This window comes from Colwellia sp. RE-S-Sl-9 (assembly GCF_048296855.1).
Taxonomy (GTDB): Bacteria; Pseudomonadota; Gammaproteobacteria; order Enterobacterales; family Alteromonadaceae; genus Pseudocolwellia.
Map to the genome: position 1 here is coordinate 1,645,599 of NZ_CP182631.1, position 24,619 is coordinate 1,670,217.

The window sequence follows — 24,619 nt, forward strand, 5'->3', positions numbered from 1 at the left end:
TCCCAAAAGCTTTATACAAACATCCCGCTTATTATTTAATAATAAGCGGGATGTTTAATTTTAGCATCAGCTTAAATCGGCTAGTTTTAAATATTGTTTAAAACAAAATCAGTAACTGAGGTTAATACCTGTTCTGTTTTTTCTTTATGAGGAGCATGACCACAATCTTTTAGCATAACGAGAACATTCTTATTTCTATTTGCCCCCCCGCTATTAGCAACTTTATTAATAATAAATTCAGGGAAGGCTTTAGATCCATATTCATCTTTATCACCATGTAGAGCTAATACAGGACATTGTATTTTGCCAATACAATTTTCTAAACTCCACGTTGAAAACTCAGCTGAAAGCCAAATATTAATCCACGAAGACAACAACCATTTTGCTCTAGCGCCATGGTATTTTTCTAAGCGTTGCATTTGCTCAGCGTTTTGGAACATAGCCTGCGCTTCTTTTATTCCCTTTCGAGTTAACGGTTCAACAAAAGCTTGGGAAGAAATAGTAATTACACCTTGGCAATCAGCATCATTAGCCGCAATATTAATAGCAATAACACCACCAACACTATGGCCTAATAATAAGTAATCACGAATATTTAATTGTTTTTTAAGATGTGGAAAATGTTGAAGAGATTCTTCTTTTATAAAATTTTTTGTTGCCAGTGTTGTACACTCGCTTGATTGACCAAAACCTAATCTATCATAAGCAATTACCCGTTTAGATAATGCTGTAGCAAGTGTTTTGGGGAATGAACGCCAAAGTTCAACACAACCTAAAGAGTCATGCATTAACACTAAAGGAACGTTATCTACGAGGTTATTTGGGATCCATTCTTTTACAAAAATATTCCCTTCAATCCCTGAAAACACATATTCTTTTGTTTTAATATTATGTTCAGTCAAGCTGACTCCTCAAAAAAAGTTAAACAGATATAAAAAATCCCATTTATTTTATTCAAATAAATGGGATTTTATTTAGCAAATCAAGTTAAGTTAAGTTAAGTTTCAATAAATTTTGTAAAGCTTAGCCTTTTAAATCATCAAAAAAGCTTTTTACGCTGTCAAAAAAACCTGACTCTTTAGGACTATGTTTGCTATTGGTTCCCATTTTAGTCTCAAGCTGTCTTAATAAATCAGCTTGATCACCAGAAAGGCTAACCGGTGTTTCTAATACCACTTTACACATTAAATCGCCCGTTACATGACTACGTACTGATTTAACACCTTTGCCACGTAAACGGAACATTTTACCTGTTTGTGTTTCTTTAGGTATTTTAAGTTTAACTTTACCAGCAAGTGTCGGTACTTCAATCTCACCACCTAATGCAGCGGTAGTAAAACTGATTGGCATTTCGCAATATAAGTCATTCTCATCACGCTCAAAAATCTTATGCGCTTTTACATTCGCTTGAACATATAAGTCACCTGCTGGTGCTCCATTCTCGCCTGCTTCACCTTCACCAGTTAAGCGAATACGATCACCAGTATCAACACCTGGTGGAATTTTCACTGATAGTGTTTTGTTCTTTTGCACGCGCCCTTGACCATGACATGAGTTACAAGGATCAGAAATAACCTTACCTTGACCATTACACGTAGGACATGTTTGTTGAACAGCAAATAACCCTTGGCGCATTTGCACTTGGCCATGACCATGACAAGTAGAACACGTTTTTGCACTGCTACCTTTTTTAGCGCCACTACCATCACACGGCTCACACGCCACGTATGTTGGCACTTTAATTTCTAACGTTTTACCTTTAACCGCTTCTTCAAGCGTAAGCTCTAAATTGTAACGTAAGTCAGAACCACGTTGTTGACGTTGACGTCCGCCACCGCGACCACCACCAAAGATATCACCAAAAATATCACCGAAGTCTTGAGCACCACCGAAGCCGCCGCCAAATCCACCGCCGCCACCGTGACCACCTTGTTCAAACGCTGCATGACCATATTGATCGTAAGCTGCACGTTTTTGATCGTCTGTTAATATTTCATAAGCTTCTTTAACTTCTTTAAACTCTTCTTCTTTGCCTTTGTCACCTTGGTTTCTATCAGGGTGCAATTTCATAGCTAAGCGTTTATAAGCTTTTTTAATATCTCTTTCTGGTGCACTTTTAGATACACCAAGTACTTCATAGTAATCGCGTTTTGACATAGTGAATTCTTTTACTTACTTTGTAGTTAATACCAATTTTCTTAACAACTTTTATCTGTAAAGATAAAACGGGTCGTTGTACCCTTTCGATTAAATTCGGCTAAGAAAATTAGAATTAATATTAAACGGTTAACATAACAAAGCGCCGATATATCGACGCTTTGTAATTTAGTAAAGTTCAACAATATTGTTGATGATTCAGATTAAGCTGTTTCTTTTAAGTTCAAGGAGAAGGCACGGAGCTTAGTTCACTAAGTGAGTACCTTCGACAAAGAAATTAGAATGAAACAGCAACAGCTGAATCTATCAACTTATTTGTCTTCCTTTACCTCTTCAAATTCAGCGTCTACAACATCATCGCCAGCTTGACCAGCATCTGATGCTTCTGGAGCTTCGCCACTTTGTGCTTGTGCTTTAGCTTGGGCAATTTCCATTAACTTAGCTGAAGCTTCAATAGCCGCTTGTTGCTTCGCGTCAATCTCTTCTTTGCTATCGCCTTTAATAGCTGTTTCAAGCTCAGATAATGCAGTTTCGATTTTCTCTTTATCTTCAGCAGGTAAATCATCACCAGCTTCAGTAATTTGAGTACGAGTTGCGTGAATCATACCATCAGCTTGGTTACGAGCCGTTACTAGTTCTTCAAACTTTTTATCTTCATCAGCGTTAGCTTCTGCGTCACGTACCATTTGATCAACTTCTTCATCAGATAAACCAGATGAGGCTTTAATAGTGATCTTCTGCTCTTTACCTGTATTTTTGTCTTTCGCCGTTACATGTAAAATACCATCAGCATCAATATCAAAAGTTACTTCAATTTGAGGTGTACCACGTGGAGCAGCATCAATACCTTCAAGGTTAAATTGACCTAAAGATTTGTTTGCAGACGCTTGCTTACGCTCACCTTGTACAACATGTACAGTTACTGCTGACTGGTTATCTTCAGCTGTAGAGAATGTTTGTGACTGTTTGGTTGGGATAGTTGTGTTTTTGTCGATAACTTTAGTCATCACACCACCCATAGTTTCAATACCTAGTGATAATGGTGTTACGTCTAATAATAAAACGTCAGTTACATCACCAGCTAAAACACCCGCTTGAATCGCAGCGCCCGCAGCTACCGCTTCATCAGGGTTAACATCTTTACGAGGTTCTTTACCAAAAAAGTCTGTTACTGTTTTTTGTACTAGTGGCATACGTGTTTGACCACCCACTAATATAACATCGTTTACGTCACTAATAGATAAGTCTGCATCTTTAAGTGCTTGTTTAAGCGGTTCTAAAGTCGCTTTAACCATGTCTTCAACTAATGATTCTAATTTTGCACGACTGATCTTAATGTTCATGTGCTTAGGACCAGAAGCATCAGCAGTAATGTAAGGTAAATTTACATCTGTTGATTGTGCTGATGAAAGTTCACATTTAGCTTTTTCTGCGCCTTCTTTAAGACGTTGCATTGCTAATGGATCTTTTGTTAAATCCATACCTGAATCTTTCTTAAATTCAGCTACTAAGTAATCAATTAAACGGTTATCAAAATCTTCACCACCTAAGTGAGTGTCACCGTTAGTCGCAAGTACTTCAAATGTGTGCTCGCCTTCAACTTCATCAATTTCAATAATTGAGATATCGAATGTACCACCACCTAAATCGTAAACAGCAACAACTTTATCGCCTTCCTGTTTATCCATACCGTAAGCTAATGCAGCAGCAGTAGGTTCGTTGATAATACGCTTAACATCTAAACCAGCGATACGACCAGCATCTTTAGTTGCTTGACGTTGTGAATCGTTAAAGTATGCAGGAACCGTAATTACGGCTTCAGTTACTTCTTCACCTAAGTAATCTTCTGCAGTTTTTTTCATTTTCTTTAAAACTTCAGCAGAAACTTGCGGTGGAGCTACGTTTTTATCACGAGCTGTAACCCATGCATCGCCGTTATCAGCTTTTACAATACCAAATGGCATAATGCCGATATCGCGCTGAACTTCTTTATCTTCAAAGCGACGACCAATTAAACGCTTAATTGCGAATAATGTGTTTTTTGGGTTAGTTACTGCTTGACGTTTAGCAGGTTGACCAACTAATGTTTCGCCTTCTTCTGTGTAAGCGATAATTGAAGGAGTTGTACGATCCCCTTCTGCATTTTCAATAACACGCGCTTTACCGCCATCTAGTACAGCAACACAAGAGTTTGTTGTCCCTAGGTCAATACCAATTATTTTGCCCATCTTTAGGATCTCCGAATACTATTATAAAAAATATGGTTTAATCTTTCGATGAACAATTAGTGGGGGCAGTAAAAAGTGTTTTCAATAGAAAAATTAAAAAAAAGTGTTTTTTTTGAAAGAAAATATGAAAACCACGGTGTAATGCTAAAAATAGCGCAAATTAAAGAAAGAAAATCGATAAGATCAAAAAAGCCAAACAATTTGTTTGGCTTTAATAATACAAAAATTTGAAGTTACAAGTTAATTAAGCGCTAGTATCAACACTTGCTGCTTTTGAAACCATTACCATTGCAGGACGAACTAAACGACCATTTAATTCGTAACCTTTTTGCATAACAGCAATAACCGTATTAGGTGCTACACCTTCTACTTCTTGCATTGACATAGCTTGATGTAACTCAGGATTAAATGGCTGGTCTTGAGGATCAACAACTTTAATACCAAATTTATCTAATCCAGCTAATAAACCTTGTAACGTTAGCTCAACACCTTCACCGATAACTTTTTGTTTTTCGTCTTCAGCATCAATGCTAGCAATAGCACGTTCTAAATTATCAACGGTTGGTAATAATTCAGCCGCAAATTTTTCTAAAGCAAATTTACGTGCTTTTTCTACGTCTTGTGCTGCACGTCTACGTACATTATCAACTTCAGCCTTTGCACGTATTACAGAATCTTTTTGATCAGAAACTGTCGCTTGCGCTACAGATAAAGCTAATTCAAGCTCATTAATTTTTTCTTGCTCTTCACTAATGTTCTCAGCAGCGGCTTCAAACTGTTCTTCAACTTGTTCTTCAGCTTGTTGAACGATTTCATCAGCTAAAATTTCTTCAGCGCTTCTATTATCTGTTGACTCATTTGTCATGAAAAACTCCAAGGTAAAACGTACTTTTTAATAAAGTTTATAAACGTAATTAAAATATAATTAACGCTAATTATGGGGATTTGTTTCCACGATTCAAGCTCAAATGTGAATCATTTATAAAAAAGTCGACTTTACAATGAGATAAATACCAGCGAAACTTTGTATACTACTTAGCATCACTACTCAAAATCATAATAACAACACTATGTCTCAATTATATAAAACAGTAGGATTAATAGGCAAACCTCATCATGAGGGTGCAAAAGCCACCATTGAGGCATTGCACGAATATTTACGTTTACACCATTACCACGTGGTAGTTGAGTATTCTTTAGCGCAATCAGTTGATATTAAAAACATGTCTGTTCATCCATTAACTGAAATAGGTGAATTAGCAGATCTTGCTATTGTAGTTGGCGGCGACGGTTATATGTTAGGTGCTGCAAGAGTGCTAGCTTGTTATGATATTGGTGTAATTGGTGTAAACCGAGGCAACTTAGGTTTTTTAACTGATTTATCTCCTGATAATGTAATAGAGCCACTTGAAGCAATTTTAAAAGGTGAATCTCGATCTGAACAACGTTTTATTATTGAAGCAGAAGTTTACCGACACGGGAAACTGAAAAGCTCTAATAGCGCTGTAAATGAAGCGGTTTTACATGCGGGCAAAGTTGCCAACATGATTGAGTTTGAAGTGTATATAGACAATAGTTTTATGTTTAGCCAACGCTCAGACGGTTTAATTATTTCTACGCCTACAGGTTCAACAGCTTATTCTATGTCTGCAGGTGGGCCAATATTAACACCTAATTTGAATGCTCTGTCGTTAGTGCCTATGTTTCCACACACATTAACAAGTCGACCTATTGTAGTAGATGGTAATAGTGAAATTAAGTTAGTACTCGCTAATGAAAACTACGAAAATCTGCAAGTAAGTTGCGATGGCCACGTAATTTTGTCTGTAATGCCAGGTGATGAAGTTATTATTAAAAAAAGCGCAAATGCGATCAGATTAATTCACCCACTTGATCACGACTATTTTACGGTATTACGTAATAAATTAAGCTGGGGTAATAAACTTTATTAAAATCTGTTTAATCTAAATTCGGGTTATTTATTCTTTACGTTACATAGCTGAATAATTTTTCAGCTATGTAACACTCATAAATTCTCATTTCCTTAGTCATAAATTCCTTCCTACTTTAATATAGTATTCAAATAACGAACGATTTGATTAAAGAATCAACTAAGTCGAAAAATTATCATAAAAATGACATAAACTAGTTGCAATATTCTTTAACAATCCTTAGTATACGCCTCGTTCTCAGGGGACAGGTTTCAAACCTCCTTTTGTTAACTTTCTTTAGTAATAGAAATAAATAATTACTGGCTTGTTTAAGTTTTACTTAAACCATTCGGACGCGGGATGGAGCAGCCTGGTAGCTCGTCGGGCTCATAACCCGAAGGTCGTCAGTTCAAATCTGGCTCCCGCAACCAATTCTTTATATTAATTAGAATCAAAATAAATTAATGATGGGATATACGACCTAGGTCGTCAGTTCACTCTTTTCAAAATAAGTGGCTCCCGCAACCAATTCTTTATATTAATTAGAATCAAAATAAATTAATGATGGGATGTACGACCTTGGTCGTCAGTTCACTCTTTTCAAAATAAGTGGCTCCCGCAACCAACTTTTTACTCAAGTATAAAAGAGTTGTTCTTCTAAAGAGAATTAAAACCTTTAGGGCTTTCTTCTTATTTCTTAAGAAGTTCATTCGGACGCGGGATGGAGCAGCCTGGTAGCTCGTCGGGCTCATAACCCGAAGGTCGTCAGTTCAAATCTGGCTCCCGCAACCAATTTCTAATATTCTATATAAATACTCGAAAATACTGTTAACTATTAGTCACGACTTATCGTCAGTTCACTCTTTTCAAAAATAAGTGGCTCCCGCAACCAATTTCCATATATCCATATATATCCATATATATCCATATATATCCATATATATCCATATATATCCATATATATCCATATATATCCATATATATCCATATATATTCAAAAAAATACCGTTAACTTTTGGTCACGACTTATCGTCAGTTCACTCTTTTCAAAAATAAGTGACTCCCGCAACCAATTTCCATATATCCATATATATTCAAAAAAATACCGTTAACTTTTGGTCACGACTTATCGTCAGTTCACTCTTTTCAAAAATAAGTGGCTCCCGCAACCAATTTCCATATATCCATATATATTCAAAAAAATACTGTTAACTATTGGTCACGACCTATCGTCAGTTCACTCTGTTCAAAAATAAGTGGCTCCCGCAACCTATTTCTAATTTCTATATAAATACTCAAAAATACTGTTAACTATTAGTCACGACTTATCGTCAGTTCACTCTTTTCAAAAATAAGTGGCTCCCGCAACTAATTTCTATATAAATACTCAAAAAATCAAGTTAAACAATACGCTAAATTATGAAAAGCTTTCTTTAAGTGCTTTAACTAACTCTGGAACACCAATAGCAGCTGTATTTTTAATGACAGTAAGGTTTGCGACTGATTCAAGCTCTATATTTGTAGCGGGATCAGCATCGATATAATAGACAGGAACATTAGGTCGTATAAACGAAACCAAACCTGCTGCAGGATAAACTTGTAAAGAGGTTCCGATAATAATGAGAATATCTGCTGACATAACTTCTGCTATTGCATTGTCTAGTTTATCAACCGCTTCACCAAACCAAACAATATGGGGTCTTAGTTGACTACCTAACGGGCATCTATCGTTTAAAGTTATATCGCCTAAACAATCAAAAGTGAGGTTGGGGTTAGCTGAACTTTCACTTTTCAGTAATTCACCGTGTAAATGAATGACGTTTTTACAGCCTGCTCTTTCATGTAAATTATCTACATTTTGCGTAACAATAGACACATCGGCATGTTCGGCTAACTCAGCTAGCGCGATATGCCCTAAGTTAGGAGATACATTTAATAAGTGGCGTCTTCTTTCGTTATAAAAATCAAGAACCAATTGGGGGTCTTTACGCCAACCATCTAGAGAAGCAACCGTTAAAAAATCATGTCCTTCCCATAAACCATCAGCATCTCTAAAGGTATTAATACCGCTTTCTTCGCTCATTCCAGCGCCAGAAAAAACAACAACTTTTTTACTCATAGGTCTAATCATTCATATTCCGTTATTTCAAATATAATAAACGTGAATTAGCTCAGATAGCAATTGAAGTATTTTATTCTCTTATACTTTTATTTAGTTATTCTTTTATCGCTGGAATATCTTCATTGAGCATACGGCTACGCCACTTTTGCCAGTTTTCAGTTAACTCAACACTTGCCCAATAAAGACACGGTACAAAGACTAAGGTAATAATAGTTGCCGCAATAACACCATAAGCAAGTGACACTACCATGGGGATCAAAAATTTAGCTTGAACACTTTGAGCTGACAGCATAGGCATTAAACCAATAAAAGTAGTTAAAGATGTTAATATAATAGGTCTGAAGCGAGTTTTACACGCCAAGAAAACTGCATCTTTGGCGTTTTTACCTTCTTTAACAAATCGATTAATCGCATCGACCAACACTAAGTTATCGTTTATAACAACACCTGATGCAGCCAAAATACCTAACATTGAAAACATCCCATAACTTACATCATGAATAAGGTGTCCTAATAAAGCTCCCAAAAAACTAAAAGGTATAGCTGACATAATAAGTAACGGTTGGCTATACGAGCGGAATGCAACAGCCATTAACATATAGGCAACCATAATAGCTAAGCCTTCTAACACGATTACCGTTTGCTGAAATTCATCTTCAGCTTGCATTCTTTCGCCACGACCAAAACCTACCTGTGGATGTCGTTTTTGCCACTGAGGTACAAAGTTTTCTCTGATATCTTTTATCATGGCAGCTCTTTCATCACCTGAATATTCGCCGTAAACATAACCCGATTTATAACCGTCTATACGAATAATACGTTGAATACCTGCATGAATTTCTAAATCGACAACCGCCATAAGAGGAATAGTTCTGCCATCCCGACTTCTTATTTTTAAGTTATTTAACGTTTCAATCGACTCTCGCTCTACTTGCGAGTACATCACTTTAACTTTTACATCGCCACCTACTTTGGGGAGTCGTTGAACCTCTTGACCAAAATAAGCTTGCTTAATTTGTTTACTAACCTCTTTAATACTTAAACCTAAAGCTTCTGCGCCTGGCTTTAAGTGAAAAACCATTTCCTGACTGCCTTTATCCATATTATCGCGAAGTAAATAAACGCCTGAATAGGTAGCTAAATGTAATTTAAAATCTTCTACTGCATCTTTTAATGCTTCAATATTTTGAGAATTAAAACTAAACCCAATTCTAGGCTCTTGTGTATTTAAGGTCGATTTTAGCTCTATTTCTTCCGCATCAGGTATATCTCCAATAAACTCTTGTAGCTTGGCTGAGGCCTCTTCAATATTCATCGCCCTTTGCTCAAAGCTTACTAATTTAATTTCACTAACTATTCGTGTAGAAGATAATTGAGTATAAGCATGTTCAACAAGTTGAGGGTTTTCCATTGTTTCAACATAAGACAAAAGCGATTGTTGCCCTAATTGAATTTGATTAAGTACTTGCAACATACGATCGTGAGTCGCCGTAGGTGGCAAATTTACAATAAGTCGTATTTTGTCATCAGCTATTTGTGGCATAAAAGATTTATGAATGTAGTTATTATTTAATAAACTTAACCCAATAAATAGGCTGCCAATAAATAAAGCTAAAACACTGTGTTTGTGTTTATAACTCCATGTAAGAGTAGGTATATATAGATGTTTATTTAACCACTCCAAACTTCCTGCAAACTTAGCTTGTATTCGCGCTAATTTTGATTGCTTCGCATTAGGATCTTGGTGCTTTAAGTGTCGAAGATGCGAAGGTAAAATACATAAAGCTTCAAAAAGTGAAAACAATAAAGATAAAATAACTACGGTTGCGATAGCGCGAGTAAACTCCGCGGTATTACCCGGTAAAAAAACCATAGGAGCAAATACCACTACCGTAGTTAATACACCAAACAATACAGGTTTTGCAACTTGAGCAACGCCTTCAATTACCGCCTCTTCTCCATCTAATCCTGCTTCATGACTTAAATGAACACTTTCGCCAATAACAATCGCATCATCAACCACAATACCTATAACCATTAAAAAAGCGAAAAGGGAGATCATATTTAACGACACATCAAACGTAGGTAACAAAGCGAAACTAGCAGCAAATGCAGTACCAATACCAGCACTTACCCATAAAGCAATTTTAGGTTGTAAAAAAAGTAAAAGTAAAACAAATACCAGCGCGAGGCCACTTAAAGCATTGGTAAAAATAGTCGATAAACGTCCTTGATAAGCTTCGTTCCAATCAGACCAAATAGTCAGTTGTACGCCTTCAGGTAATTGCGCATTTTTTTTATTAACAAAGTTATGAACATTTTCAGACATGCTAGGAATGTCCATATAATCGCTGTTCAGTACATCAATTAAAATGGCAGGTTCACCATCAAATGTGGAAATAAAACGGGTATCAGCCAAACCGTCTTTTACCTGCGCAACATCACGCAGGTATAAAGTAGCGCCGTCTTTATTTTGCCTAATAACAATATCTTCAAACTCTTGTTGTTCATCTGCTCGGTTTCTTACCGACAGCATTAATACACCGGCTTCGTCCCGAACGGTACCGGTAGAAATATTAATAGATGAATTACGAATAGCTGTGGAGACTTCATCAATAGCAATATCATAGGTCGACATCGCTTCTTCAGTTACTTCGATAGCAACCTCATATCTACCCTGCCCCTTTAAAACCACACTAGAAATAAGCGGTAAAGCTGAAACTTGCTGACGAATTTGATGGGATAAAGCAGCTAAGGTTTCTCGCTCCATTTGCCCATGCAGCGCAATGCGGATCATTTCTTTACGATTAGTTCTTTCTGTTACAACAGGGCGCTCAGAGTCACTAGGCAAACCATTAACTGAGTTTATTTTTTCTCTTATTTCTTCTGCAAATTTACGCTTATCAACACGTTCCTTACCTGTAACAGTTACTGAAGCTCTACCTTCTGAAGCTCTAGATACAACGCGTTTTATGCCTTCAACATTTTTAATCGCGTCTTCAAAGCGCACAATGATTTGGTCTTCAATATCTCTAGGACCTGCCCCCGGCCAACGCATGTTAATATCCATAATAGCCATTTTCTCAGTTGGAAAAGGCTCTTTTTCAATACTGTAAAAATAGCTAACTAAACCTGCAACAATAAGGCAGACCATAGCAAGGTTAGCGGCAATAGGATTTCTTACCCACCAAGTGACGACTGACCTCATGCCCCTAGTCCTTCATTGGTGTTTTGCTTTTTTCTGTTTTTTGGGTTCTTTTTAACGACGTTGCCAGTCTTTATTTCTTTAGTATTTGTATCATCCGTTATATTTGCGTGTTGAAGCTCTGTTGTATGTATGTTTTTTAATGGTTTGACAGCCATCCCTGGCGTAGGGGCAACTAAGGCTGAAATAATAATATCGGTATTGTTAGCAATGCCTTTAACCACAACCGATTGGTTATCTCTATGAATAAGCTCGATCGTTTTAACTTGTAAATGACTTTCTTCGTCAACATACCAAATTCTATTACTCGATCTGACAGCAGTACGAGGCAAGGTACTAGCGTTTTTAACAACACGACCTTTTATTTTTCCGTTTACAAATAAACCGGGTAAAATATTACTGTGGTTTTGATCTTGATGAATTTCAGCAATAACATTTAAGGTACGAGTACGCGGATCAAATTGACCCGAAGTACGAACAATACGACCTTGCCACGACAATATTTTATTCCCCATTTCTGCACTAAAAGTAACATCAACACCTTTATTGTAATCTTCCTGATAAAAGTCGATAGGCAATTCTAAAATAGAAAGCTGCTTGCCATTTAAAGCTAAATTAACTTCCATTATTTCAGCATTATAAATAGAGGTTAGTGTCGTATTTTTATTAATTTGCTGGCCAACATTTACATTTTCACTTCTTACTACGCCGGAAAATGGCGCTAAAATTTCTGTACGTTCTAAATCTAACTTGGCTTTGTCTAACTGTGCTTTAGCTGATTTAAGCTCAGCTTCAGCATGCTCTAATTGTGGTAACCAACGAGCTAAGTCATTTGCATTATCACGCCCTAAATTGACCAACTCTTGCTTAGCTACATTAGCTTGCGCTTTTACTTTTTCTAACTGTTGTTTAGCTTGTGCTACTTTAGCTTCACTTTGAATAACATTTAGCAAGTAATCGCTATCATCTACTTTTAATAGCAATTGGCCTTTATTCACTCGACCTCCTTCTACTAAATTAGCTGCAACAAAAAGTAATCGCCCTTCTACTTGGCTACGTAAATCAACTTGTTGTTTCGGTTTAACTTCTCCTTGGCTGTAAGCAAAAAGCTGTATATCTTGCAGATGTGATTTTTCAACAAACACTTTAAGTTTTTTGGGTTTGTAGTTATTTTTTTCAGCAACGGGCTTAAATACATCTAATGCATATAATGTCGTTAAAATAAGGCTTACGATAACGATAAAGGGTATTGAGTCGACAAGTTTAACTTTTAACATAATTATATAGACTTAGTTAATGATTGAGGTACGCCTAAGGCGAGAATGAGTTGAATTCTATTTTTCAGTCGAGCTGTTGATAATACCATCAGGTCTACTTCTACTGCTGTACGTGTTCGTTGTGCTGATAATAATTCAAAGCTATTTGTTACCCCCACGTTGTACTGATCTTCTGTTTGCCTTTCTGCTTCTTTCGCTTCATGAAAAGCTTTTTCTAATAATTCTTGGCGACGGCTTAATAAACTTTCGTTTTGAATAGCCGCTTCAACTTGTTGCCAAGCATCTAACAACGTGGCTTTGTATTGTTCAAATTGTATTTGTTGCTGTAAATAAGCTTTTTCAGCTTGCTTACTTAATGTGCCTTGATAAAAAACAGGTTGCACTAATGAAGCCGTTAAAGAACCTAACCAGTAATTAATATCGAATAATTCACTAACATCTGCACGTCGAGCATCGTAGTTAAAATTAAGCGTTAATTTAGGTAACATTTTTTTCTTGGCGACGTCCCAACTATATCCCGCAGCAATCAGTGTTGCTTCTGCTGCTCTTACATCAGGTCGGTTAAGTAAAATATCTTTAGGGGCTAGTAGATTAATGCCTTGCTGCAATTCTGGTAGAGTAAGCTGTAGTTCTAATTTTTGTTCTGAGTAATTACCAAGTAATAAATTGAGTCGACGCTTAGCTTGCTCACGTTTATAATTTATTCTTTTTTGACTTTCTAACAAACGGTACAAATTGGTTTTAGCGTTACGTATATCAATACCTGTAGATAAACCATTATCTAACCGCGTTATCGACATATTTAAACGACGTTTTTGGTTTTCTATATGATTTCTATTTAATTTAAGCAGATTGTTTTGCTCAATAACTTCTAAGTAAGTTATTAATACTTGAGATTGTAACGACTGCCTTGCCGCAACAAGAGCAAACTGCTGTGCTTTAGCGGTCCATGTTTTTTGTTTTTCAGTGCTGGCTAACTTTTGCCATAAGTCGAGCTCCCAATTAACACCAACACCTAACGTTGCTAATTGATTAGTCGATTTATTTAAATCAGCATCTGACGATAAACTTTGATTAACACGTTTTGAGCTTTGTAAATTAATTTCAGGCCATAGTGACCCTGAGGCTATTTCATAATCGGTAATAGCTTGCTTTACTCGTAACGCGGTAATGCTTAATTGAGGGTTGTTTTTTTCAGCTAGTAGTAATAATTCTTGTGCTTGTGTTGGGAGTTGCATACCCCATTGTAAATCTTCACCTTCAGGTAAGAATTGTTGTGACTGGTTTAACCAATTGGTAGAAGCTAAATCAGCCAGATGTGAAACTGACTGTTGTTGTTCTTGGCTAACGTTAGTACTACAGCTTGTTAACAGAATGAGAAGGAAAATACTGAAAGTTCTGAACATGTACGTACTTAAGTAAAACGATTCCCCTAAACTCCATTTATTTTTCAACATACACAATTTATCATACCTAAATTCCACCTGTTTAATTAGATTTAACATAAAACAATGAGTCACACCTTATTTTACCTATAAAAAACAAATTTCAAAAGAGAAATGAGTTTTTATTAAGATAATACCATTCACTTTGCAAAAATCTGTTAATTATTTTGCTGAAAAATAAACGTGATTGGAGGATAAAAAGATTTTGATAGAGATAACACCAAACCCATTAATGAATTAACCGATTTTATACGAAGAATAAATGGCCAACATCGTTCCAGCCTGAACCTAAGCACCTACGTCCTTTAGCCGAGGCATTTATTTTAATAAGGGGTGTTCAAATGATTAAATAAATAACGATGTAATTAACCTCAGCTCGGGATAAGCAAAGTTACTCAACATTGATATTTTTATGCCTAACTTCGTTGAATTTATTACTAATAGCCAGCTATTAGATAGAAAAATTCGCCTTGTTATACACAAAAATATCAATGTTGAGAGACTAATATAACTTAGGAAAACAACGATACAGATTAAGGTTTTGATAAATAATAATTTTAATTCATTATCTAACATTCATTAACCCGAGTTGAGGTTAATTAACTCGAGTTGAAGTTATTGCGATGAGTATGATAGGTAGGTTTCAAAAAAACTCTTCTGCTGAGCATTCAGCAATTGTCCTGTTTCAATACAGAGACGATGTTAAACTTGATAGATTTTAATGCGTTACAAGGTAGCGAACAAACAGAAAATTCAATTTTGATAATGAGAGTAGTTTAGCAGGAGGTACACTAATTATAAGCAGCTATTGGTTATTTACTTCTTAGACAATATAACCTGATGAAGATAAATTTAACGAATTAAAGCAACGCTAAACAACTAATGAAAGTAAAATGTAAAGACGATTTACAGCTATTAACATTCGATCTTTAAATAATTATACGAGAATGGCGGTGAGGGAGGGATTTGAACCCTCGAAGGCTTGCGCCTTACACACTTTCCAGGCGTGCTCCTTCGGCCACTCGGACACCTCACCATTTGAAACTTTGTTTTATTCTTTATTGCTCTGGAAAAAGCAGCGCTATGGTAGGGAAATTAACAACATAACGCAACTACTAAGTGTTTTTATTCACTTATTTATCAATAATATTTTTAGTTTTGGCTCGCGGCTAATTCTGCATTAAAATTTAACATTCTGTTTAACGACTTTAATGCCCCCTCACGTAAAGACATATCGACAAAAATTTCTTTACCTGAACTATCTTCTAGTGCTTCTTGTATTGCTTTAAGACCATTCATTGCCATCCAAGGACAATGAGCACAACTTCTACAAGTAGCACCTTCTCCTGCAGTTGGCGCTTCAAAAAATTCTTTATCAGGACACAACTGCTGCATTTTATAAAAAATACCGCGGTCAGTTGCCACAATAAATTTATTGTTAGGTAAGTTTTGAGCGGCTTTTATTAATTGGCTTGTAGAACCTACAGCATCGGCTAAATCAATAATGTCAGCAGGTGATTCAGGATGAACTAATATAGCAGCATCAGGATGAAGCGATTTCATGTCACTTAATGCTTTCTTTTTAAATTCGTCATGAACAATACAAGCACCTTGCCACATTAACATGTCGGCACCTGTTTGCTTTTGTATATAAGCCCCCAAATGGCGATCTGGGCCCCATAAAATCTTTTCGCCTAATGAGTCTAGGTGTTCAACTATTTCTAACGCACATGAGGATGTGACAATCCAATCAGCTCTTGCTTTAACTGCTGTAGAGGTATTCGCATAAACAACTACTGTTCTATCTGGGTTTGCATCACAAAATTCGTTAAATTCTTTTATAGGACAACCTAAATCTAAAGAACAAGTCGCTTCTAAATCAGGCATAACAACTGTTTTATTAGGTGTTAATACTTTAGCAGTTTCCCCCATAAACTTAACACCAGCAACAATTAAAGTAGTCGCTGGATGATTATTACCAAAGCGAGCCATCTCAAGTGAGTCTGCTACACAGCCACCAGTTTCTTCGGCTAATGCTTGAATTTCAGGGTCTGTATAGTAGTGAGCAATAAGTACGGCATTTTTTTCAATCAATAATTTTTTAATTCGATCTTTATACTCAACTTTTTCATTAGGTGATAAAGGTAAAGGTTTCGCAGGAAAGTGAAAATCAAACTCTACAGCTAAATTAGATTGTGACATGAATATTCTCGAATTGATGATTGAATTTAACACTGAAATTATACGGTAATATTATTGTAATGTGTATAACGCGTTTAATTATCTTATAGTATTAATTAAGATAAGAAGAAACACTGAAATAGTTAAACTAGATAATAATGAAAAAGATGAAATAGTAGATTGGATATTAAGGATTTTGTAGGATTAATAAATCAGACCAGAAAAGAAGTGGTCGGTCGTGAAGGATTTGAACCTTCGACAAATTGGTTAAAAGCCAACTGCTCTACCAACTGAGCTAACGACCGATTTAAAACTCCCAAATGAATATATTCACTACCTAATACTTTAGTAAAGAGAAGTGGTCGGTCGTGAAGGATTTGAACCTTCGACAAATTGGTTAAAAGCCAACTGCTCTACCAACTGAGCTAACGACCGATATATATTCTACAAATGCCAACCACATACCTTGGTAAAGTAAGTGGTCGGTCGTGAAGGATTTGAACCTTCGACAAATTGGTTAAAAGCCAACTGCTCTACCAACTGAGCTAACGACCGACATTTGTTCGCGTCACACTACTCGTCTAACGCGCCGCATATAATACTCATAATTTCTTTTAGTGCAACAACAAATTTAAGTTTTTTCAACATATGCGTTTGTTTGCATAAAAAGAAAGCAAAAAGGATAAGGAACCAACAACTTTATGGTAAGTTTGCCAATCTTGGTTTGGCTAACTTAGCCGCACTAGATGTTGGATACTTAGCAATAAGCTCTTTCAATAAACTTTTAGCGGTTGCCATATTGTTTAATTTTTCTTCAACAATCGACAATTTAAGCATTGAATCACTTCTTTTTGGAGAATCTTTAAATTGATTATAAACAATTTCAAATTCAGTTTTGGCTGCAGCTAAATCGTTTTTATTAAAAAGTAACTGTCCTAACCAATAATGAGCATTGGCTGCATAAGCAGAATTAGGGAATTTTAAATTAAACGCTTTAAATTCTGGAATAGCTTCTTCATAACGCCTTTCTTTCAGCACTAGATTAACAGCCCTGTCGTAGGCTTCATTTTCTGGTACGTCAGAACTATACACAACGTCATTAACATTAGATGCATTATAAGTAGGCGTAGCTACTGGGGCAGGCGTTGCTGTAAGGGCTTGTGACACTCTTCTATCAAGCTCTTGGTATAGTTCGCGTTGACGTTCTAATACCTGACTAAGCTGATGAGTATGTAACTCTGTAACACCACGCAATTCATTCAATTCATTTTGTAAATCATCTAATTGCCTTTGAACATTAACTTGAGCTCTATTACGAGCATCCATTCTTTGTTCTAAGTTTTCAATTCGTTCAGATATACTTTTAGATGAAGCGTTTGAACCGCTATGTTGACTGATATCGACAACTGGAGCTGGCTCCGCTGCCAGCACACAAGATGTGCTAACAGACAGAATCATTCCAAATAAAACTTTATTCAGTTTCATTTACATTCCTGATTAGTAAACTAATACTGCACGACGGTTTTTAGCAAAAGCACTTTCACTACGATCTTTAACCATCGGCTTCTCTTCACCGTAGCTAACTACAGAAATTTGAGAAGAAGAGACACCCATATTTTCTAAATAAGTAACAACAGCTTTAGCTCTACGCTCGCCTAATGCAATGTTATATTCTGGAGTACCACGCTCATCGGCATGACCTTCAATTAAAACGTTTACATTTGAGTTTTCAGTTAAAAATTTAGCATGAGCATCTAGTAAAGATGCAAACTGGCTGTTTAATGTAGACGTGTCAAAATCAAAGTATACGATATGTTCAGAACGTAACGCTTCAAGTTGCTGACGTTTTTGCTCTGCAATTTCAGCTTCACGTTGTGCAGCTGATACTTGAACATTGTCAGTTTGTGTATCAGTAGAAACTTGTGTATTTGTATCTACTTGGCTTTGTCCTTCAGTTTCGTCAGAAGTAGAACTACATGCAGCTAATGCTAACATGGGTAATGCAATAGCAAGAGCTTTAACAGTTTGATTCAAGCGCATTTTATTATTCCTTATGTTTCAATAAATTTACTTTTGTTTTATAAAAAAGGTGACCATGCGGGAGCTTTTACTTCCCCGTTTTTAACAGGCAATCTAGCTTTAAATCGCCCATCAACAGACACTAAGCTTAGTACCTGCCTATTATTATGTAAGGTACTATAAATAATCATCCCGCCGTTAGGAGCAACACTAGGAGATTCATCTAAACGAGTTGTCGTTAAAACTTGGAAAACATTAGAACTTAATTCTTGTTTTGCCAAATGATACTGACCCCTTGTTCTATTAACCATAATCAATTGACGGCCATCAGGCGTTAGAGAACCGCCAAGATTCATTTCGCCGTCAAATGTTAGACGTCTTTTTTTACCGTCGACTAAATTTACGCGATAAAGCTGAGCTTTTCCACCCCGTTCTGAACTAAATATCAATGAATTACCATCAGGCGACCAACTTGGCTCTGTATCGATAGCTCTATGACGAGTAATTCTTCGTAATTTTCGAGTGGCTATATCCATCACATAAATTTCAGGGTTACCATCTTTTGATAATACCATGGCAAGTTGTTTACCATTAGGTGACCATTTAGGTGCACTATTAATGCCTTTGTAAGATGTCAACATTTTGCGCTGACCGCTATATATGTCAATACTATAAATTTGTGCTTGGTGGTTTTCAAACGTTACATAAGCTAATTGGTTACCATCTGGACTCCAACTAGGCGACATTAAAGGTTCTTTTGAGCTTAATAATACATGCTCATTAAAACCATCATAATCAGCGATAACTAATTGATATGGATAATTACCACTATCTCTAACAATTACGTAAGCGATTTTAGTTAAAAACGCCCCTCGAGTTCCTGTTAATTTTTCATAAACAACATCACTAATAGTATGAGCATAACGTCTAAATTGGCTTGCCGTAATTTCAGCAGATTTATCAACATAAATATGATCAGTCGCTTTTACTAATTGGCCATTACTCATCATTTGAGTTTTACCACCCGTAATTTGACCTCGAATAACATCAACTAATTGATATTTTACGAGGTATCGACCAATTGAAACCTCACTTACTTCACCAACTAATACCGCTTCTACGCCTTTGTTAGCCCATGCAGAATAATCAATTTGGTGAACAGAGCTTGGTCTTTGGGGAAATGTAGCTGCTGAAATAGGATTAAACTTCCCACTGCGACGAAGATCATTACTGATCACACTAGATAAGCTTTCAGGCATAGCACCAGAACCATTCCATTTAAATGGAAGTACAGCGATAGGCCTAGCACTATCGACCCCTTCTGTTATTACAATTTCTAAAGCAGCAAATGCTTTAGGAGTAAGGCATAAAATAATTAACGCGATAAATGTATTAAGTTTCTTCATATGAATATTTTATAATCTACTTAGTGAATAATGGTTAAAATTCAGGAACTACCGTTAAACTGATCGTTCTCATCTCTTTAAAAACTTCTGGGTCTTTCGAAACAGGTAAAGTACCGGCTTTATATATAGCAGTTTTAGCTGCTGCACAAACCGTTGGATTACCTTGCCCTAATTGAACGTTAGTCACAAAACCTGATGGTGCAAGACTTATGGTCAATTTACAAGACTTTCCTTCCATTGTGCTTCTATCAGTAATTAAATTACGAATTATCGTTTGTTTAATTAAAGCGGTATAACGACCTATTTCAGTCATAACCTGCTGTCTTCTCGCTTTTTGTCGAGATGCCATTTCTGAAGCCATTTGCTCTGCCAGCAACTTATCTTGTCGTTCACGTTCTTTGGCTAGTTGTTCTTGACGTTTTTTCTCAGCGGCCTTTTTCTTTCTTAAATCTTCAGCTTTTTTAGCCTCAGCTTGCTCTTTAAGCCTTTTGGCTTTTGCATCAGCTGCCGCTTTTTCTGCTTTTTGCTTTTCAGCTACTTTTTTCTTACGCTCTTTTTCTGCTGCTGCGGCTTTAGCCTTAGATTTTTTAGCTTCAGAGTCAGCTTTTTTCTTTTCTAGTTCTTTCTTCTTGCGTTGTCTTTCTAAATCTTTAATGCGTTGTTCTTCTTTTGCTCGATTCTTTTTAGCTGAAGCAACTTTTTGTTCAAGTTCTTTTAACTTACGTGCGTCATCAGCCTTTTGTTGCTTAATTTTTTTAACTTGTTCTTCTACTTTACTTTTATCAACGGCAACAGCTTGAATAGGCTCCATAGGTGCAGGAGTAGGAATGGGTTTCGGCTCTGAAGTAAAATCACCTAAAAATAAGAAAATGGCTAATACTAAATGTAAAGCCACGCTCAAGAGCAATGCAATAGAAAACTTTTTATCCACGTTATTTTTTCTCCTCAGAGTCAGTCATAAGACCAACCGAAGGCACGCCCGCTTTCTTTTGTAATAACACCATAAGTTGAATAACAGCATCATAAGAGACGGCACCATCACCATTAACAACCACAGGTGTACCAGGTTCCACTTCTAAATGTGCAGCAACTAACGTGGCAACTTCTTCTGCAGACATAGGTTCATTTTTACTGGTTCCTACCGCTAAATAATACTTTCCATCAGCATCAACCGAGGCAACTAAAGGTACTTTACTATCTTTATCTAGTGGCTCTGAATCAGCTTTGGGTAAGTCAACTTTTACTCCCTGAGTAATTAAAGGAGCTGTAACCATAAAAATGATCAGTAGTACCAACATTACATCTATATATGGAACAACATTTATGTCAGCAACTTTACGACGTCTAGCTCTTTTATACATAAGGTAAACCTATTAACTCAATTATTCTGACGTTGCTTGACGTTGTAAAATACTCGAAAACTCGTCCATAAAGTTACCGTAACTATTCTCTAGTTTCTCAACTTGATGACTAAAACGGTTAAATGCCATTACAGCAGGAATAGCAGCAAACAACCCCATGGCTGTTGCAACAAGAGCCTCAGCAATACCCGGAGCAACTTGTGCTAACGTTGCGTTTTCTGCAGACCCCAAAGCAATAAATGAGTTCATTATGCCCCATACTGTTCCAAACAAACCGATATAAGGACTAATAGAACCAACAGTTGCCATAAAAGGTAAACTTTTTTCTAAACCGTCAACTTCTCTAGACATAGCAACACGCATTGCTCTGTATGTTCCGTCAACAATAGCATTAGAGGAAGTGATGTTACTTTTTCTTAATTTTGCAAATTCTTTAAAACCAGCAACAAATAAACTTTCTATGCCTGTTACCTTACTGCGAGCTGAAATTTCATTAAACAATTTACTTAGATCAGCTCCGCTCCAGAATTTATCTTCAAAGACTTTTAATTGAGTTTGTGCTTCTTTTAAAATTTTTATACGTTGAAAGATCATTGCCCAACATGCAACTGAGAATCCGAGTAAAATCAACATAACTGATTTTACTAATAAACTCGCTTGTAAAAATAAATCTAAAATAGAAATTTCAGCTGACACTTTTAAGGGCTCCTAATATGCTTTCGGGGATAGAACACGGTTTAGCTAATAGTAAATTAACACAAGCAATACGAATTTTAGCAGTACATATGACTTGTTGATTTTTCATTATTTTTTGTTGAAAAATCAAACTAGCTCGCTTAATTTCACTAATTTCAGAAACCACAACAAGTGCGTCATCAAGTTTTGCAGAGGCAAGATTATCCATTTCGACCTTTCTGACTACAAATCCTAAATTTTGTTCTAAAAAGAATGATTGATGTATATTTAATTTTCTTAGCCATTCTGTTCGTGCACGCTCAAAAAATTTCAAATAATTTGCGTAATACACTATACCACCTGCATCGGTGTCTTCGTAATAAACGCGTATTTCAAATTGATCTTGAGTCTCTAACATTAAAAACAGTCACTTGTGTATAACATTTACGGCTAGGTTAATAAATTTATGGTTATACTAATAGATAACCCCTTTAAACAACAAGCGTTTAAACGCTTTGAGTTAAATATTTTTTGTTATTTAATCAATAATTAGCTAATTATTTTGTATCAATTTATTAATATGATTGTTAAAAACAACAAATACATTAGTTTTTCTAATGCAAATTTATAATTTAAATAGTTTGAGACATGCTTTTAAAATAACTAAAATACCTTATCTTTCTGATTCACAGATGAAAGCATCTAATTATTCATATGTATTGTGGGTAATGCTATTGATGAAGAAAGTTCCTCTTTTGATATTTTATATATTTATTCCCTCGAACAACTTACTATAAGTTGGCCCACATAATTATGTGGGCTTTTTTTTGTCTGAAATAAATGAAAATTGAAAAATAATATATGAGGATTGTTGATTATCTGTCAGGTTTGTCTAACCCAAAATGTTGATAGGCTAAATCTGTTGCAATTCGCCCTCTAGGAGTTCTTTGCAGAAAGCCTTGTTGAATTAAAAAAGGCTCGAGTACATCTTCAATGGTTTCTCGCTCTTCGCCAATAGCTGCAGCCACATTATCTAAACCTACGGGTCCACCCATAAATTTATGAATAATAGCTTCTAGCAGTTTTCTGTCCATAATATCGAAACCTTGGTGATCCACTTCTAGCATATCAAGCGCTAAAGCTGCGGTCTCTTGGCTCACAATCCCATTAGTTTTTACATCGGCGTAATCTCGAACTCGCCTTAATAAACGGTTAGCGATACGCGGTGTACCACGAGAACGTCTTGCTACTTCAAAACTGCCTTCATGATCTATTGTTAAATTTAGGAAGTGAGCGGAGCGTTTTACAATTTCAGTAAGATCTTTGGTGTTGTAAAACTCCAATCTTTGTACAATACCAAAACGGTCTCTTAATGGGGATGTTAATGCTCCAGCACGTGTCGTTGCACCTATTAGAGTAAAGGCAGGTAAATCCAGCTTTATTGATCGTGCTGCGGGTCCTTCACCAATCATTATATCTAATTGGTAATCTTCCATTGCGGGATATAAAATCTCTTCAACTACAGGGCTTAAACGATGAATTTCATCAATAAACAACACGTCGTTTTCTTCAAGATTGGTAAGTAAAGCAGCTAAATCTCCGGCTTTTTCTAGTACAGGACCTGAAGTTGTTCTAATACTAACGCCCATTTCGTTAGCAACAATATTGGCTAATGTTGTTTTTCCAAGTCCAGGAGGTCCAAAAATAAGTAAATGATCGAGGGGTTCTTCGCGTTTAATTGCCGCTGAAATGAATATTTCCATTTGTACTTTAACGTGATCTTGACCAGTATAATCAACCAACATTTTAGGACGTATAGCGCGATCTATGGTTTCTTCTTCGTGCATAACTTGTGGTTCAATTAAGCGGTCAGCTTCAATCATTTCAATATTTCTCTGTAATTATTTGGAGTTTTTCTATTAATATAAAAACTATAGTGTCATTTTATAGCATGGCTTTTAGTGCATTGCGTATGATGTTTTCGCTTTTCATGCCTTTTTCAAATACCGACTTAACAGCCTTATCAGCTTGGGATTGATTATAGCCTAAAGAGATCAAAGCATTAATAGCATCGCCTCTCTCATCATTAACGAAAGTATTCTCAATTTTATTAGGTACTAAAATGTTATCAATTTCTGAAGAGCTATTATCAAGTTGCCAATCTTTTAATCGATCACGCATTTCTATCAATAATCGCTCTGCTGTTTTTTTACCGACACCGGGAATTTTAACTATGGTAGATAAGTCGTCATGAATTACGCAACTCACAAATTGATCAGCAGACATGCTAGATAAAATAGCTAAGCCTAATTTAGGACCAACACCGTTTACTTTCATCAAAAGTCTGAATAATTTACGCTCTGTTTTATTGGCAAAACCATACAGTAACTGAGCATCTTCTCTTACAACAAAGTGAATATAAACAATCGCTTCTTGATTTATTTCAGGTAAGGTGTAAATGCTCGTCATTGGCATAGTGACTTCATAACCCACGCCATTACACTCAATTAATACTTCAGGTGCTGTTTTCTCAAGTAAACAACCTCGTAAACGACCTATCAAAACATTCTCCAGATAATTTATTTTTCCATACGATAACACTAGTTATATAT

19 protein-coding genes and 6 tRNA genes are annotated in these 24,619 nt (G+C 36.1%); 3 read left to right on the forward strand and 22 right to left on the reverse strand.

Features of this window, described 5'->3' with window-relative positions; genetic code table 11:
• Window positions 1-86: 86 nt before the first annotated feature.
• The 4 genes from ACM9HF_RS07150 to grpE form a co-directional block, all read right to left on the reverse strand.
• Window positions 87-902 (reverse strand): alpha/beta fold hydrolase, encoded by an 816-nt coding sequence (locus tag ACM9HF_RS07150; protein WP_473616472.1) that lies wholly within the window; start codon window positions 900-902, stop codon window positions 87-89.
• 121 nt (window positions 903-1,023) lie between these two features.
• Window positions 1,024-2,157: a molecular chaperone DnaJ gene (gene dnaJ / locus ACM9HF_RS07155; protein WP_473616476.1), complete on the reverse strand. Its 1,134-nt coding sequence runs from the start codon at window positions 2,155-2,157 to the stop codon at window positions 1,024-1,026.
• A 311-nt stretch (window positions 2,158-2,468) separates the two neighbouring features.
• Window positions 2,469-4,385 (reverse strand): molecular chaperone DnaK, encoded by a 1,917-nt coding sequence (dnaK, locus tag ACM9HF_RS07160; protein ID WP_473616479.1) that lies wholly within the window; start codon window positions 4,383-4,385, stop codon window positions 2,469-2,471.
• Window positions 4,386-4,629: 244 nt separating this feature from the next.
• On the reverse strand, window positions 4,630-5,250 hold the full coding sequence (gene grpE, locus ACM9HF_RS07165; RefSeq protein ID WP_077340561.1) for a nucleotide exchange factor GrpE: 621 nt from the start codon (window positions 5,248-5,250) through the stop codon (window positions 4,630-4,632).
• A gap of 205 nt (window positions 5,251-5,455) precedes the next feature.
• Between grpE and nadK the strand changes: the two genes are divergently transcribed.
• From nadK to ACM9HF_RS07180, 3 genes are all read left to right on the forward strand, one after another.
• The gene (gene nadK, locus ACM9HF_RS07170; RefSeq protein ID WP_473616485.1) at window positions 5,456-6,337 is read left to right on the forward strand and encodes an NAD(+) kinase; all 882 of its coding nucleotides are present in this window, start codon (window positions 5,456-5,458) and stop codon (window positions 6,335-6,337) included.
• A gap of 333 nt (window positions 6,338-6,670) precedes the next feature.
• Window positions 6,671-6,747 (forward strand) — tRNA-Met (locus ACM9HF_RS07175).
• Between the two features lie 284 nt (window positions 6,748-7,031).
• Window positions 7,032-7,108 (forward strand) — tRNA-Met (locus ACM9HF_RS07180).
• A 625-nt stretch (window positions 7,109-7,733) separates the two neighbouring features.
• Here the strand turns inward: ACM9HF_RS07180 and ACM9HF_RS07185 are convergent.
• From ACM9HF_RS07185 to ruvA, 18 genes are all read right to left on the reverse strand, one after another.
• On the reverse strand, window positions 7,734-8,447 hold the full coding sequence (locus tag ACM9HF_RS07185) for an SIR2 family NAD-dependent protein deacylase (RefSeq protein ID WP_473616488.1): 714 nt from the start codon (window positions 8,445-8,447) through the stop codon (window positions 7,734-7,736).
• 85 nt (window positions 8,448-8,532) lie between these two features.
• On the reverse strand, window positions 8,533-11,646 hold the full coding sequence (locus ACM9HF_RS07190) for an efflux RND transporter permease subunit (RefSeq protein ID WP_473616492.1): 3,114 nt from the start codon (window positions 11,644-11,646) through the stop codon (window positions 8,533-8,535).
• Complete coding sequence (locus tag ACM9HF_RS07195) at window positions 11,643-12,920, reverse strand: efflux RND transporter periplasmic adaptor subunit (protein ID WP_473616495.1); 1,278 nt, start codon at window positions 12,918-12,920, stop codon at window positions 11,643-11,645. The genes ACM9HF_RS07190 and ACM9HF_RS07195 overlap by 4 nt, the downstream gene beginning before the upstream one ends.
• Before the next feature lie 2 nt (window positions 12,921-12,922).
• Entirely contained in the window at window positions 12,923-14,326 is a 1,404-nt protein-coding gene (locus ACM9HF_RS07200) for a TolC family protein (RefSeq protein WP_473616498.1), read from the reverse strand.
• A gap of 987 nt (window positions 14,327-15,313) precedes the next feature.
• Window positions 15,314-15,401: transfer RNA gene (locus ACM9HF_RS07205), tRNA-Ser, on the reverse strand.
• A 116-nt stretch (window positions 15,402-15,517) separates the two neighbouring features.
• Window positions 15,518-16,567 carry a quinolinate synthase NadA gene (gene nadA / locus ACM9HF_RS07210; RefSeq protein ID WP_473616502.1) on the reverse strand — a complete coding sequence of 350 codons (1,050 nt, stop codon included), beginning with the start codon at window positions 16,565-16,567 and terminating at the stop codon, window positions 15,518-15,520.
• A 208-nt stretch (window positions 16,568-16,775) separates the two neighbouring features.
• Window positions 16,776-16,851 (reverse strand) — tRNA-Lys (locus ACM9HF_RS07215).
• Between the two features lie 54 nt (window positions 16,852-16,905).
• Window positions 16,906-16,981 (reverse strand) — tRNA-Lys (locus ACM9HF_RS07220).
• Between the two features lie 44 nt (window positions 16,982-17,025).
• A tRNA-Lys gene (locus tag ACM9HF_RS07225) sits at window positions 17,026-17,101 on the reverse strand.
• A 144-nt stretch (window positions 17,102-17,245) separates the two neighbouring features.
• Window positions 17,246-18,031, reverse strand: a complete 786-nt coding sequence (gene ybgF / locus ACM9HF_RS07230; protein WP_473616506.1) for a tol-pal system protein YbgF — start codon at window positions 18,029-18,031, stop codon at window positions 17,246-17,248.
• 12 nt (window positions 18,032-18,043) lie between these two features.
• Window positions 18,044-18,586, reverse strand: a complete 543-nt coding sequence (pal, locus tag ACM9HF_RS07235) for a peptidoglycan-associated lipoprotein Pal (RefSeq protein ID WP_473616510.1) — start codon at window positions 18,584-18,586, stop codon at window positions 18,044-18,046.
• 38 nt (window positions 18,587-18,624) lie between these two features.
• On the reverse strand, window positions 18,625-19,971 hold the full coding sequence (tolB, locus tag ACM9HF_RS07240) for a Tol-Pal system beta propeller repeat protein TolB (protein WP_473616514.1): 1,347 nt from the start codon (window positions 19,969-19,971) through the stop codon (window positions 18,625-18,627).
• Between the two features lie 34 nt (window positions 19,972-20,005).
• Entirely contained in the window at window positions 20,006-20,902 is an 897-nt protein-coding gene (tolA, locus tag ACM9HF_RS07245; protein ID WP_473616518.1) for a cell envelope integrity protein TolA, read from the reverse strand.
• 1 nt (window position 20,903) lies between these two features.
• Complete coding sequence (gene tolR, locus ACM9HF_RS07250) at window positions 20,904-21,332, reverse strand: protein TolR (protein ID WP_077340601.1); 429 nt, start codon at window positions 21,330-21,332, stop codon at window positions 20,904-20,906.
• A gap of 21 nt (window positions 21,333-21,353) precedes the next feature.
• On the reverse strand, window positions 21,354-22,028 hold the full coding sequence (gene tolQ, locus ACM9HF_RS07255) for a protein TolQ (protein ID WP_473616524.1): 675 nt from the start codon (window positions 22,026-22,028) through the stop codon (window positions 21,354-21,356).
• A complete protein-coding gene (gene ybgC, locus ACM9HF_RS07260) occupies window positions 22,018-22,425 on the reverse strand; it encodes a tol-pal system-associated acyl-CoA thioesterase (RefSeq protein ID WP_473616528.1) in 408 nt (135 codons plus the stop codon). The genes tolQ and ybgC overlap by 11 nt, the downstream gene beginning before the upstream one ends.
• Window positions 22,426-22,882: 457 nt before the next feature.
• Window positions 22,883-23,890 carry a Holliday junction branch migration DNA helicase RuvB gene (gene ruvB, locus ACM9HF_RS07265; RefSeq protein ID WP_473616532.1) on the reverse strand — a complete coding sequence of 336 codons (1,008 nt, stop codon included), beginning with the start codon at window positions 23,888-23,890 and terminating at the stop codon, window positions 22,883-22,885.
• 61 nt (window positions 23,891-23,951) lie between these two features.
• Entirely contained in the window at window positions 23,952-24,569 is a 618-nt protein-coding gene (gene ruvA, locus ACM9HF_RS07270) for a Holliday junction branch migration protein RuvA (protein ID WP_077340609.1), read from the reverse strand.
• Window positions 24,570-24,619 lie beyond the last annotated feature (50 nt).

Excerpts from the sequence above, each read along its gene's own strand:
- dnaJ (WP_473616476.1), bottom strand. The coding sequence starts at position 2,157 with ATGTCAAAACGCGATTACTATGAAGTACTTGGTGTATCTAAAAGTGCA.
- dnaK (WP_473616479.1), bottom strand. The coding sequence starts at position 4,385 with ATGGGCAAAATAATTGGTATTGACCTAGGGACAACAAACTCTTGTGTT.
- grpE (WP_077340561.1), bottom strand. The coding sequence starts at position 5,250 with ATGACAAATGAGTCAACAGATAATAGAAGCGCTGAAGAAATTTTAGCT.
- nadK (WP_473616485.1), top strand. The coding sequence starts at position 5,456 with ATGTCTCAATTATATAAAACAGTAGGATTAATAGGCAAACCTCATCAT.
- ACM9HF_RS07185 (WP_473616488.1), bottom strand. The coding sequence starts at position 8,447 with ATGATTAGACCTATGAGTAAAAAAGTTGTTGTTTTTTCTGGCGCTGGA.
- ACM9HF_RS07190 (WP_473616492.1), bottom strand. The coding sequence starts at position 11,646 with ATGAGGTCAGTCGTCACTTGGTGGGTAAGAAATCCTATTGCCGCTAAC.
- ACM9HF_RS07195 (WP_473616495.1), bottom strand. The coding sequence starts at position 12,920 with ATGTTAAAAGTTAAACTTGTCGACTCAATACCCTTTATCGTTATCGTA.
- ACM9HF_RS07200 (WP_473616498.1), bottom strand. The coding sequence starts at position 14,326 with ATGTTCAGAACTTTCAGTATTTTCCTTCTCATTCTGTTAACAAGCTGT.
- nadA (WP_473616502.1), bottom strand. The coding sequence starts at position 16,567 with ATGTCACAATCTAATTTAGCTGTAGAGTTTGATTTTCACTTTCCTGCG.
- ybgF (WP_473616506.1), bottom strand. The coding sequence starts at position 18,031 with ATGAAACTGAATAAAGTTTTATTTGGAATGATTCTGTCTGTTAGCACA.
- pal (WP_473616510.1), bottom strand. The coding sequence starts at position 18,586 with ATGCGCTTGAATCAAACTGTTAAAGCTCTTGCTATTGCATTACCCATG.
- tolB (WP_473616514.1), bottom strand. The coding sequence starts at position 19,971 with ATGAAGAAACTTAATACATTTATCGCGTTAATTATTTTATGCCTTACT.
- tolR (WP_077340601.1), bottom strand. The coding sequence starts at position 21,332 with ATGTATAAAAGAGCTAGACGTCGTAAAGTTGCTGACATAAATGTTGTT.
- ybgC (WP_473616528.1), bottom strand. The coding sequence starts at position 22,425 with ATGTTAGAGACTCAAGATCAATTTGAAATACGCGTTTATTACGAAGAC.
- ruvB (WP_473616532.1), bottom strand. The coding sequence starts at position 23,890 with ATGATTGAAGCTGACCGCTTAATTGAACCACAAGTTATGCACGAAGAA.